We start from the raw sequence: 12,280 nt of genomic DNA on the forward strand, positions 1-12,280 counted from the left end.
GGCCAGCTTGCCCAGCGCCTGTTCCGGAGTGACCTGGCGAAAATAGGGAACAAAGTCGGGATTCTCCCGAACCACGTCACGGTAAGCTTTGAGGGAGCGTTCGGTGAGCCAGTCCATAGCCTCCCGCCATTCCGGCTCTGGCCCTCGCGGTGGCGCCAGGGTGGCTTCAATCACCGCCGTGGTGTACAGCGTCAGGCTCTGTTCCGCCAGCCGGGGAAGGCCAAACTTGAAGCGGATCATCTCGCCCTGCTCGGTGATCCGGAAACTGCCGTTCACCGAACCCGGCGGTTGAGACAGGATTGCACGGTTGGCCGGGCCACCACCACGGCCGACGGTGCCACCGCGGCCATGAAACAGCGTGAGGTGGACGCCATACTGATTGGCGACCTCGGTGAGCTTTTCCTGAGCCTGGTACTGAGCCCACGCGGCCATCATCTGACCAGCGTCTTTGGAGGAATCGGAATAGCCGATCATGACTTCCTGCCGGCCTTCGCAATAGTCCCGATACCAGTCCACGCTGTAGAGCGCCGCCATACTGTCAGGGGCGCCGCGCAGGTCATCCAGGGTCTCAAAGAGGGGCACTACCCGCATCGGGTTTTTCATACCCGCTTCACGTAGCAGCAAAATCACGTTCAGCACGTCCGACGGTTTGCTGGCCATGGAGATGACATAGGAACCCAGCGCTTCCGGCGTCTGTTCTGCCACCACTTCGCAGGTAGCCAGCACCTCGGCGACTTCGTCGGAGGGTTTCCAGTGCCTGGGTATCAGTGGCCGGCGCCCCTTGAGTTCGCGCACCAGGAAATCCTGGCGTTCCTGTTCGGACCAGGACAGATAATCGCCCAGCCCCAGGTAATCCACCATTTCCGAAACCGCCTCGGCATGACGGGTCGACTCCTGGCGGATGTCCAGGCGAATCAGAGGCAAGCCAAAGGTGTGGGCGCGGCGAATGGTGTCCAGCAGCGGACCATTGGCAATGGATTCCAGCCCGCAGTCCACCAGGGACCGATAACAAAGCTCCAGCGGCCCTGTGAAGTCCTCGTTGGCAAACAGAATGCCGGTGGCGTCGGAGGGCTCGCCGGCAACCCTGGCTTCCGCCCAGTCCCGGGTTTTGATCAGTTTTTCCCTCAGCCCGGCCAGCACCTGGCGATAGGGCTCCCGGGTATCACCAACGACGTCCCGCAGCTCATCACTGGCCTGCCACATGGACAATTCCGCTCGCAGGGACTGGATGTCCCGCAGGTAGAGATCGGCTGCCATCCAGCGGCCCAGCAGGAACACCTTGCGGGTTACTTCATGGGTTACATTGGGGTTGCCATCGCGATCACCGCCCATCCAGGAGGCGATCCGGATGGGCGACGCGTCCAGCGGTAACCCCTTCCCCGTGGCGTCTGAAAGCGATAGATCCAGGCTTCTCAGAAAACGCGGCAATGCCTGCCACAGACTGTTCTCAATAACGGCAAATCCCCACTTGGCTTCGTCAACCGCCGTCGGGCGCTCATGCCGAATCTCATCCGTGTGCCAGGCTTCGGTGACCAGTTGCGACAGGCGTCCGACGATTTCATCACGCTCCGCGGGCAACAGGTCCTCATGATCCAGTCGGGCCAGGCAATCGGACATTTCGTCGTACTTCATGATCAGCGTACGGCGGGCCACTTCGGTGGGATGTGCTGTCAGAACGTACTCGATACGAAGGTCAGCCACTCGCCTGTGCAGTTCATCGGCACTGACGCCACCGTCTTTGAGGCGGCCAAACACCTCTTCGAGGGATTCCACCATCAGGTCCGATTGATGACCCCGCTTGCGGCGGATGCCGTGGTATTGTTCCGCCAGATTGGCCAGGTTCAGGAACTGGTTAAAGGCGCGGGTTACCGGCAGCAACTCGTCATCACGAAGCTTGCCCAGCAGGTTGACCAGGCGCTGGCCGGAACCGCTTTCCTGGCGACGGTCGGCCTTGGCAGCCGCCCGCACTTCTTCTATCAACTCGTAGCAATCTTGCCCGGGGTGACGCTGGATACTCTGCCCCAGCAACTCGCCCAGCATGCGAACGTTTTCTCGAAGGTCAGGGTGTAGCTCAGTCACATTGACGTCCTTTTAAATTGACGGAGGCGAAGTAAACTAACGATACTGTTTACTCTTATAAAGCCTTTCTAACGATTAAAGCCTGTCGCCGCAAGGAGTATCCATGAAAGTAACCGATCTGCCCAAGCACTGGGAAAGCAAGAAAGAGTCTGTTGAGCGCAGCCACGATTACAATCTCCGCTTGCCGCTGGAAGATGCCGCGCGCATAGCAGCACTGGCCGAGCTTTACCCGGACCGTTCAGAGAGCGACATACTGAATGACATGATTGGCGCCGCGTTGGACGACCTGGTCAGGCTGAGCCCGTTGAAGGACAAGCTGGAAGGCAAGGATAAATAAAGCGGGGGCACTTCTCTGCGGGGTGGTGAAGCCACCCCGTCGGGTATCACAGGGCCGTCGCGATCAATCAGGCGTTGGCCTGATCAGGCAACCGATTCGAGCTGGCGCGCCTTCAGCCGCTGGATATGCTTCTGGCTGAGACTGATGAAGCGCGGGGTCATCCCCTGATCTTCATAGATTTCGAAGCCGTCTTCATCGAACGCAACAACCTTAGACCCCTGAACGTACGGAAAGCTGGTTTCCAGCTCATCAAGAGCAGCGGAAATCAGGTCTCGCATCAGGTCCTGGGAAGACTTCATCGGATACAACGCGGCCAGTTTTTCCAGTCGCTTGTGATGCTGGTCAGAGAGGTCGGCAAAATACGCATCACGGGTCAGCCGACCACGTGCGTGCTTGTCCCAGTAGTTGACCAGATCTTTGATTTTCATGGTGCCTTCACTCCTGCATCTTCTTGGTGGCCCACAGGGTGCACGAAGTGTGTGCATCCTTAACCGGAAGTGTAGACGAAGCGACCGCACCAGGGGCGGAAAACTTGGTAACGGATTGTACTTATCCGTTACCTTTTACGAGTCTTTTCAACCCCTTTGACGGCTTGCCAGACGGCGTCCAATGCCTCCAGCGATTCGCCATCAAGATCACGGCCTTCGCGTTCGAGGTGCTCCTCAATAGCACGGAATCGCATCTCAAACTTGTGATTGGTGCTGTTGAGGGCCTGCTCAGGATTAACCTTCATGAAACGTGCCAGGTTGACGCACACAAACAACAGATCACCCAGCTCGTCCTCCACCGCCTCCGCCGGACCATCGCCAGAGCTCGCGTCATACCAGGCTTTCTTTAGCTCATCGATCTCTTCGTGAAGCTTGTCGAAGACCGGTTCAACCTCTGGCCAGTCAAAGCCATGGTTGGCGGCCCTACGCTGAAGTTTCTCAGCGCGCACCATTGCGGGGAGCGTCCGGGCAATGCCGTCGAGCCGGCTTGATGGCGCAGTCTCCACAGACGCCTCCGGCTTCGCCGCCCGCTCCTCTGCCTTGATACGTTCCCAGCTCGCCTTGATGTCAGCCTCACTGGGCCGGTTGTGCGGATCGATCCTGCTTTCCAGGGTGCCTTCCGGAAACACGTGGGGATGACGCCGGACCAGCTTGCGCACGAGGTTATCAACCACCGAGTCGAAGTCGAAGTGGTTATCTTCCTTCCCCATCTGGCTGTAGAAGATCACCTGAAACAGCAGATCACCCAGTTCATCTTCCAGGTGCGGGTAGTCTTCACGGTCGATGGCATCGGCAACCTCGTAGGCCTCTTCAATGGTGTGGGGCACGATGGTCTTATAGCTCTGGCGGGTATCCCACGGGCACCCGGACTCCGGGTCCCGAAGCCGTGTCATCAAGGTTTTAAGATCGTCAATGGAATAGCTCATGATCGCTTTCGCCTGACATTAATGATGTTGGGGAGATTGCGAATCTGGGCGAGCAACTTGGCCAACTGATCAAGGCTGGAAATTTCCAGGGTCACGGTCATGGTGGCTGTGTTCTCATCCTTGTTGGACAGGGTATTGAGTGCCAGAACGTCACTTTTGGAAGACGACAGCACCTGGGTGATATCCCGCAACAACCCGGAGCGATCGTAAGCTTCAATTTCTACATCAACGGGATACACGGCCACAGGCTGACCGCCCCAACTCACCTCGATAATCCGATTGGGCTCGAACTCCTTCAGATTCAGGAAGGTGATGCAATCCTGCCGATGCACGGTGACACCACGGCCGACGGTGATGTAGCCACCGATCGGATCACCCGGCAGGGGCTTGCAGCATTTCGCCACCTGGGTCTTGAGTTTGCCAACACCCAGAATCTGGATATCCGATTCGGTGTCGTAGGGCTTGCGCCTCTGGGTGCTGAGTTTCAGATCCAGTTGCTCGGATTTCGGCTCCAGCATCTGCTGGGCGACGTTGGCCACGTGGGTGGGTCGAAGATCCCCGGCCCCCACTGCCGCATACATGTCCTCGGCAGCCTGGTAATTCACTTTGCGAGCCAGGTCGTTGAGGTCCACCTCGTACAGCGACAGGCGTTTGAACTCGTCTTCCAAAATGGCCCGACCATCAACAATGTTGCGATCGCGGTCCTGTTGCTTGAACCAGTGGGTAACCTTGGCCCGGGCACGGGAAGTCTGGATATAGCCCAGGCTCGGGTTAAGCCAGTCACGGCTGGGCGCCTGGTTATTGGACGTGAGAATGGATATCTGGTCGCCGGTCTTCAGCGGGTAAGTCAGCGGCACGATACGGCTATTAACCTTGGCCCCGCGACAGGCATGACCGATTTCCGTGTGCACACGATAGGCGAAGTCCACCGGCGTCGCGCCTTGTGGCAGGTCCACCACATGGCCTTCGGGCGTGAACACATAGACCCGATCGGAGGCGACATCGGATTTGAGATGATCCGCCAGCCCGGACAGGTCGCCGAGTTCCTCCTGCCACTCCAGCACTTGCCGCAGCCAGTTGATCTTGGCGTCATAGCCCACGGACCGGTTGCCCTTATCCATGCCTTTGTAGAGCCAGTGAGCACAAACGCCAAGCTCAGCTTCCTCATGCATGGCCTGGGTACGGATCTGCACTTCCATCACCTTGCCTTCAGGGCCGATGACAGCCGTGTGCAGGGACTGATACCCGTTTTCCTTGGGATTGGCAACGTAGTCGTCGAATTCGTTGGGAATATGGCGCCAGAGTGTGTGCACGATACCAAGCGCGGCGTAACAGTCACGGACCTCAGGCACCAAGATACGGACGGCCCGAACATCGTACACCTGGGAAAAGTCGATGCCCTTGCGCCGCATCTTCCGCCAGATACTGTAGATGTGCTTCGCACGCCCTGAAAGCTCACCGTCTATTCCAGACGCATCCAGTTCGTCCTTGATGGTGGTGATGACACGCTTGATGTAGCTTTCGCGGTCAAGCCGTTTTTCATCGAGCAGCTTGGCGATCTTTTTGTAAGCGGTTTCGTGCAGGTAGCGGAACGAAAGATCTTCCAGTTCCCATTTGATGTGACCGATTCCCAGTCGATGCGCCAGCGGCGCATAGATATCAAACACCTCGCGGGCCACACGCATGCGCTTCTCTTCAGACGCGTTTTTCACCGCACGAATGGCGCAGGTCCGCTCTGCAAGCTTGATCAGCGCCACCCGGACGTCGTCGATCATGGTGACCAGCATCTTGCGAACGTTATCGAGCTGGCCCTCGGTCTGGCCCAGCACATTACCCTTAAGAGGGTGATGGATGGACGATATTGCCGCCATCTGCTGAACACCATCAATCAGCCCGGCCACCTCATCGCCGAACTCCTTGCGGATGTCCTCCAGGGGAATCCGTTCCTCCCGCACTGCCCGGTAGAGAATTGCTGCCACCAGGCTGGTCTGGTCGAGGTGCAGTTCCACCAGTACCTGAGCCATTTCGATGCCGGTTCGGAAGCTGCTGGCCCCCGGGGCCCAGACCCTGTCCTCGCGTACCGCCTGGACATCAATCGCGGCGGCCATTTCACAGGCCCGCCGGAACTGTTCAGCATCCTCAAGATGCGTCTGTGACTCGATCTGACGGACCCAACGCTCGATATCAACCTGGCCGTCACCCGTCACTGCATAGTCTTCGCGAACTTTTACCATATCGCTCTTGTTCTTCCTGGTCGCTTATCCGGCCATCCCTGACCGGTCCCGAGAGGCATCAATTATCCACGCGCTCGAACATCGCCATGGATTCAACATGAGTGGTGTGGGGAAACATGTCCATAACGCCCGCCCTCACCAGTCGATAACCATTACGCACCATCACCCCTGCGTCCCTAGCCAGCGTGGCCGGGTTACAGGAGACATAAACAATTCGCTTCGCACCAAAGGCTGTTAGGTATTCACACACCTCCTGGGCTCCGGAACGCGGCGGATCAATCAGGATTTTGTCAAACCCTTCCGCTGCCCACGGTTGTGCTGTGAAATCCGCCTGCAAGTCAGCGCCGTGGAATGCGACATTCGATAGCCCGTTGAGTTCCGCATTTTCCCGCCCGCGGACGACCATGGCATCGTCACCTTCCACTCCAACCACCTGCCCGGCACGGCGAGCCAGCGGCAGGGTGAAATTACCCAGTCCGCAAAACAGGTCCAACACCCGCTCACCGGGCTGGACGTCCAGCCACTCGACGGCCCGATGTACCATGTTTCGATTGATGTCCACATTGACCTGGGTAAAGTCCATGGGATGGAACTTCATGGTCAGGTCGAATTCCTCCATGTCGTAGGACAGTCGCTCTTCGCCGGTCTCGGGCCAGATTCTGTGAACCGTATCCGGCCCTTTCGGTTGCAGATAGATATGCAAGTCATGGGCCTGGCCAAAATCGATCAACGACTGCCTGTCGGAATCGCTCAACGGATCCATGTTGCGGAATATCATCGCCGCCGAATCGTCGCCGCAGGCGACTTCCACCTGCGGTATGCGACGATAGGCGTCCATGCCATGAAGAAGTTCACGTAGCGGCGTGATGCGATCGCCGATACGCGGATCCAACACCACGCAACGATCAATATCGGTCAGGAAACTGTTGCGCTTTTCCCGAAACCCGACCAGCACCGATTCCCGTGCTGGCACGTATTTCACGCCCAGCCGTGCCTTGCGACGATAGCCCAGAGCCGGGGAACGCATGGGCGCCACCCACTCGTCCGGTTCAATGCCCCCAAAATGGGCAAAATGCTCCCGCAGGGTATCTTCCTTGAACCGGATCTGGGCATCGCCACTCATGTGCTGAAGACTACACCCACCACACAGGTCGGCAAAGTCGCAGGGCGGAGTCATACGCGCGTCGTCGGCTTCAAGCACTTCCACAGCACGTAATTCATCGAACTTGCTGCGTGTACTGGTAAATTTGGCCATGACCGTCTCGCCAGGCAGGGCGCCGTCGACGAACTGTGCCTTACCGTTGTCCCGGGCGATGCCCCGGCCATCGTGACTGAGGGTTTCAATCACACAGCGCACCGGTTCGCTTGGCAGGGCCTTCCTGCGTCTTCTACTCATAGAAAGTCTCTTAACTGGATTCAGGTCTTGATGGGTTCAGGCACCGGGAAACACACCGGTGGAAAGGTAACGATCACCCCGGTCACAGATAATGGCCACGATCACCGCGTTTTCAACCTGTGCGGACAGCTTGAGGGCTGCAGCGATGGAGCCACCTGATGAAACACCACAGAAAATGCCTTCCTCGCTGGCCAGGGCACGCATGGTGTCCTCAGCTTCCTGCTGGCCGATGTCCATGACCGTGTCCACACGGGTGGCATCAAAAATTTTCGGCAGGTACGGCTCCGGCCAGCGCCGGATACCGGGGATAGACGCTCCTTCCTGGGGCTGCAGGCCAACAATCTGGATATCGGGATTCCGTTCCTTGAAATACCTGGACACGCCCATGATGGTTCCGGTGGTACCCATGGAGCTGACAAAATGCGTAACCCGCCCTGCCGTCTGCTCCCAGATTTCCGGGCCGGTGGTGCGGTAATGCGCCAGCGGGTTGTCCTGGTTGGCAAACTGATCCAGCACTTTACCCTTGCCTTCCGCCTCCATTTGTTGGGCCAGGTCGCGGGCGGTTTCCATGCCTTCCTCTTTGGTGACGGTGACAATCTCCGCCCCATAGGCGCGCATCGACGCTCGACGCTCCTCGCTCATGTTCGCTGGCATGATCAGCACCATACGGTAGCCCTTGATGGCAGCCGCCATCGCCAGGGCAATTCCGGTATTTCCACTGGTGGCTTCGATCAGGGTATCGCCTGGTTTGATTTCACCCCGGCGCTCTGCTTCCTGGATCATGCTGATAGCAGGACGATCTTTCACCGAACCGGCGGGGTTATTACCCTCAAGCTTGGCCAGAATCACATTGCTGGTCTCGCCCGGAAGTCGCTGCAGACGCACAAGAGGCGTATGCCCTACATAATCTTCGATGGTCGGGAAATGCATGTTGTAACCTTCCTCAATTCTTCCGGAACCCGCCGCCAGCGGGTAACGCCGACGACACAAGCCTGTGATACACTCCGGGTTCGCATGATACGCGGAATATCCGCAGTCTCCCAATACAGCTTCTCGCTATATCCATGACTGTGGGCTATATCCGGGGACGCCATCACGGCCAGACTGCGTGGAATCAACTATTCTGACAGGGAAGAATGCCGGATATCAGGCCGGCGACGTCAATCGGGAACTCACTATGCGGCGCTGGGGCATACGCAAAAAAGTACTGGTGGTGACACTCGTCCCCACCCTTCTGACCACGTTGATGCTGGGGCTTTTCTTCACCTACAGCTGGGTCAACAACATTGAAAGCCTCCTGCAGGATCGTGGCGAGTCGCTTTCGCGGCAGCTGTCAGCCGGCTCGGAATACGGCCTGTTCACTGCCAACAGAAGCCTGCTCAGCAGCCTCTCCAACGCCCTTCTGGAAGAGCAGGATGTGCGCTCGATTACCTTCTTCGACAGCGAGCATAACCGGCTGCTGCACACAGGCCCCGGCAGCTCCGACGATATTGGCAAGGACACGTTGACCGGCGAAGAAGCGGTACGGGTTACCCGCGCCGACAGTACTGTTTTCGTGACACCGGTCTATCTCCAGGACCTGATGATCGAAAGCATGCTGGACCCGGATTCCCGCCAGAACGTGGGGGCGGGCAAGAAACCGATCGGCTGGGTAACCGTGGAGATGTCCCACATACGCACCGAAAAGGAAACCTATAAAGCACTGCTGATTTCCCTGTTGCTCGTCTTAGGCGGCGTACTCCTCAGCCTGATGATTGCGCTACGCATGAGCCGCTCGTTTACCGATCCTGTCTTTGAACTCAATGAGGCGGTGGCCAAACTCAAGGAAGGCAAACTGGACACTCGGGTCTATACCCGCGCCGGCCCTGAATTCGAGCAATTGGAATCTGGCCTGAACGCCATGGCCGGGGAACTGAGCAAAGCCCAGGCGGAAATGCAGCAGAACATTGACCAGGCCACGGAAGACCTGAGAGAAACCCTGGAAACCATCGAAATCCAGAACATCGAACTCGATTTCGCCCGCAAGGAAGCCCTGGAAGCCAGCCGCATCAAATCGGAATTCCTGGCCAACATGTCCCATGAAATCCGCACCCCGCTGAATGGCATCATCGGCTTCACCGAGTTACTGCTTAAAAGCCCGCTACCGCGCCAGCAGCGGGATCACCTGAGCACCATCCGCAAGTCATCGGAAATACTGCTGACCATCATCAACGACATTCTGGATTTCTCCAAGATCGAGGCCGGCAAACTCATCCTCGACCGCATTCCCTTCCAACTCCGGGACATCGTAGAAGAGGTCATGGTCATGCTGGCTCCGGCGGCTCACAGCAAGAACCTGGACCTGGTACCACTGGTCTACAATGATGTACCCGACAACATCATGGGCGATCCCCTACGGGTAAAGCAGGTGATCACCAACCTGGTCAACAATGCCATCAAGTTCACCCAGACCGGTGAAGTGGTCCTGCGCGCCAGCCTTGAAGAAGAAGATAAAGAGAGTAACCGGATCACCCTGAGACTCAGCATTACCGATTCCGGTGTCGGGCTCTCGCGAGCTCAGCAGCAGTCCCTGTTCAACGCCTTCAGCCAGGCCGACGCGTCTACTGCCCGGCAATACGGTGGCACCGGACTGGGGCTTGCGATCTCCAAGCGCCTGGTTGAGGAAATGGGCGGCAAGATCGGGCTTGAGAGTGAGCTGGGCAAGGGCTCCACGTTCTGGTTTACCCTGACCTCGGAACTGTCTTCTAACGGCGAAGCCATCGCGCCCAAAGACTCTTTGCGCGGCGAAAGGGCCATCTACCTTGACCAACAGAAAACCACCGGCCTGGCGGTAGAACATATGCTCCGGGAATGGGGCATGACGGTCGACCGGGTTTCATCACCGGGTGCCATGCAGGAGCAGATAGAGGAAGCTCAAAAAGAGCAGTCCGGTTACGCCGTTGCGGTTGTCGGCATCACCCGTCACCTGCTGAATTCAAGCCAATACTGCTCGTTAGTACGGTCCCTGGAGCTGGAGCGGGATTGCCGCACACTGCTGCTGACCCCTACCCTTGAAACTCACGATACACCGCTATCGGGGCTGGCCAGTGGCCACCTGACCAAGCCAGTATGCCGCGACTCCCTGTACGACGAACTGTTGCTGCTGGTGCACGGTATCAGCAACCGGCAACGCCAGTTGCCGGATCATTCCCATGCCATTAGCCGTGAGTTGCCAACCCAATCAACACGCGTACCCAGAGTGCTGGCGGTGGACGACAACGATGCCAACCTGAAGCTGGTAATGACCCTGCTCAACGACTGCGGCGTTGTAGCTGAGGGAGCAACCAGCGGCTTTGAAGCGCTGAGCAAGGCGCGCCAACACTCGTTCGACCTGGTTTTCATGGATCTTCAGATGCCCGGAATGGACGGGGTGGAAACCACTGAGAGATTGAGAAGCCTTGATGGCGCCAGCCATCGTACTCCGATCATTGCGCTCACGGCCCATGCCCTTGCAGAGGAGCAGGACCGCCTGATCCAGCAGGGATTCGATGGCTACCTGGCCAAACCCATTAGCAACAGCCAACTGATCGACATTATTCATGACTACACTGGCTATACCTGCCACCCCGACCCGGATGATGGACACCTGCCGGTACCCGAGGTGCGCGATACACGCCGCTCGGTTCGCCCGTCAACCAGAAAGAAACAGCCTGACTGTGTCAGCGTGGCCGAAAGCGTACAGTTGGCCGCCGGAAAAGCAGATCTGGCCGAGGAACTGTTCAGCATGCTGATCGAACAGATCCATACCGACATTAACCAGGTGCCGGCACTCTGGAGCAAAGGCGACATGGACGAGCTACTGGAGTGCGTCCACAAACTGCATGGCGCCACGCGTTACTGTGGCGTGCCGGAGTTACGCGCTGCTGCAAACCAACTGGAAACCGCCTTGAAGTGCGCAGCGCCGGATATGGAGTACCAGAAGAATCAATTGCTTGCAGCCATGGAGCGCTTGCAGACCTGGAGCGAACAAACTGACTGGCAGCAGTTGTTCCGGCAGCAAAACCCTCGGCAGGCAACCGTGGACTGAGGGACGATCAGCGCCTTAGGTTCGGGCGCTTTCGAGGATTGTTTTCATATCCTTTACCGCCTCTTTGAGCCCGGTAAACACCGCCCTGGCAATGATGGCATGGCCAATGTTGAGCTCGTTGATACCCGCGATGGCGGCAACGCGTTCGGTGTTGTGGTAGTGCAGCCCATGGCCGGCGTTGACCACCAACCCTTTCTTGCGAGCGTAAGTCACTGCGTCCTGCAAGGTGTTAAAAGCCGCCTCAACAATCTGAGGGTCTGTCGCTTCCGCGTATTCCCCGGTGTGTAGCTCCACCACCGGCGCACCGCAACGGACTGCCGCATCAATCTGCGCCACATCCGGATCGATAAACAGGGAGACCTCGGCACCAACCTTTGCCAACCTGTCACAGGCTTTGGCCACCCTCGCCTCCTGGCCGTCCACATCCAGGCCGCCTTCAGTTGTCAGCTCTTCACGCTTTTCGGGCACCAGACACACACATTCCGGCCGCACCTGCTCGGCGAATGCCAGCATCGCATCAGTGACCGCCATTTCCAGGTTCATCTTGGTGGTGAGGATTTCCTTCAGCAGGAGCACATCACGGTCCTGGATGTGCCTGCGATCTTCGCGGGGATGGATGGTGATACCATCGGCACCCGCCTCTTCCGCCAGAATCGCAGCCTGTACCGGATCCGGATATCGGGTTCCCCTGGCCTGACGCAAGGTAGCAACATGATCAATATTCACACCCAGCAAAACTCTGGGCTTCATTGAG

9 protein-coding genes are annotated in these 12,280 nt (G+C 58.0%); 2 read left to right on the forward strand and 7 right to left on the reverse strand.

Annotation, left to right across the window (positions count from 1 at the left end; all coding sequences use genetic code 11):
• Positions 1-2,079 (reverse strand): phosphoenolpyruvate carboxylase (gene ppc / locus B3M52_RS12620; RefSeq protein ID WP_286749650.1); only part of this gene is annotated, 2,079 nt, incomplete at its 3' end.
• A gap of 103 nt (positions 2,080-2,182) precedes the next feature.
• Here ppc and B3M52_RS12625 point away from each other — a divergent pair.
• Complete coding sequence (locus tag B3M52_RS12625) at positions 2,183-2,416, forward strand: hypothetical protein (protein ID WP_007152054.1); 234 nt, start codon at positions 2,183-2,185, stop codon at positions 2,414-2,416.
• Between the two features lie 83 nt (positions 2,417-2,499).
• Here B3M52_RS12625 and B3M52_RS12630 read toward each other — a convergent pair whose 3' ends face one another.
• From B3M52_RS12630 to cysM, 5 genes are all read right to left on the reverse strand, one after another.
• Positions 2,500-2,844, reverse strand: a complete 345-nt coding sequence (locus tag B3M52_RS12630) for a hypothetical protein (RefSeq protein WP_007152055.1) — start codon at positions 2,842-2,844, stop codon at positions 2,500-2,502.
• A 128-nt stretch (positions 2,845-2,972) separates the two neighbouring features.
• Positions 2,973-3,830: a nucleoside triphosphate pyrophosphohydrolase gene (gene mazG, locus B3M52_RS12635; protein ID WP_075195975.1), complete on the reverse strand. Its 858-nt coding sequence runs from the start codon at positions 3,828-3,830 to the stop codon at positions 2,973-2,975.
• A complete protein-coding gene (relA, locus tag B3M52_RS12640; RefSeq protein ID WP_036204223.1) occupies positions 3,827-6,064 on the reverse strand; it encodes a GTP diphosphokinase in 2,238 nt (745 codons plus the stop codon). The genes mazG and relA overlap by 4 nt, the downstream gene beginning before the upstream one ends.
• Before the next feature lie 58 nt (positions 6,065-6,122).
• Complete coding sequence (gene rlmD, locus B3M52_RS12645) at positions 6,123-7,460, reverse strand: 23S rRNA (uracil(1939)-C(5))-methyltransferase RlmD (protein WP_051946599.1); 1,338 nt, start codon at positions 7,458-7,460, stop codon at positions 6,123-6,125.
• Positions 7,461-7,496: 36 nt separating this feature from the next.
• The gene (gene cysM / locus B3M52_RS12650; protein ID WP_036204217.1) at positions 7,497-8,390 is read right to left on the reverse strand and encodes a cysteine synthase CysM; all 894 of its coding nucleotides are present in this window, start codon (positions 8,388-8,390) and stop codon (positions 7,497-7,499) included.
• A gap of 247 nt (positions 8,391-8,637) precedes the next feature.
• Between cysM and B3M52_RS12655 the strand changes: the two genes are divergently transcribed.
• Positions 8,638-11,526, forward strand: a complete 2,889-nt coding sequence (locus tag B3M52_RS12655) for an ATP-binding protein (RefSeq protein ID WP_075195976.1) — start codon at positions 8,638-8,640, stop codon at positions 11,524-11,526.
• A gap of 15 nt (positions 11,527-11,541) precedes the next feature.
• Here B3M52_RS12655 and pdxJ read toward each other — a convergent pair whose 3' ends face one another.
• Positions 11,542-12,276 carry a pyridoxine 5'-phosphate synthase gene (gene pdxJ / locus B3M52_RS12660; RefSeq protein WP_075195977.1) on the reverse strand — a complete coding sequence of 245 codons (735 nt, stop codon included), beginning with the start codon at positions 12,274-12,276 and terminating at the stop codon, positions 11,542-11,544.
• Between the last annotated feature and the right edge of the window lie 4 nt (positions 12,277-12,280).

The sequence above is a fragment of the Marinobacter sp. UBA2688 genome (genome assembly GCF_002352785.1).
GTDB lineage: Bacteria > Pseudomonadota > Gammaproteobacteria > Pseudomonadales > Oleiphilaceae > Marinobacter > Marinobacter salarius.

Coding starts and splice junctions, on each gene's coding strand:
- B3M52_RS12625 (WP_007152054.1), top strand. CDS start 2,183: ATGAAAGTAACCGATCTGCCCAAGCACTGGGAAAGCAAGAAAGAGTCT.
- B3M52_RS12630 (WP_007152055.1), bottom strand. CDS start 2,844: ATGAAAATCAAAGATCTGGTCAACTACTGGGACAAGCACGCACGTGGT.
- mazG (WP_075195975.1), bottom strand. CDS start 3,830: ATGAGCTATTCCATTGACGATCTTAAAACCTTGATGACACGGCTTCGG.
- relA (WP_036204223.1), bottom strand. CDS start 6,064: ATGGTAAAAGTTCGCGAAGACTATGCAGTGACGGGTGACGGCCAGGTT.
- rlmD (WP_051946599.1), bottom strand. CDS start 7,460: ATGAGTAGAAGACGCAGGAAGGCCCTGCCAAGCGAACCGGTGCGCTGT.
- cysM (WP_036204217.1), bottom strand. CDS start 8,390: ATGCATTTCCCGACCATCGAAGATTATGTAGGGCATACGCCTCTTGTG.
- B3M52_RS12655 (WP_075195976.1), top strand. CDS start 8,638: ATGCGGCGCTGGGGCATACGCAAAAAAGTACTGGTGGTGACACTCGTC.
- pdxJ (WP_075195977.1), bottom strand. CDS start 12,276: ATGAAGCCCAGAGTTTTGCTGGGTGTGAATATTGATCATGTTGCTACC.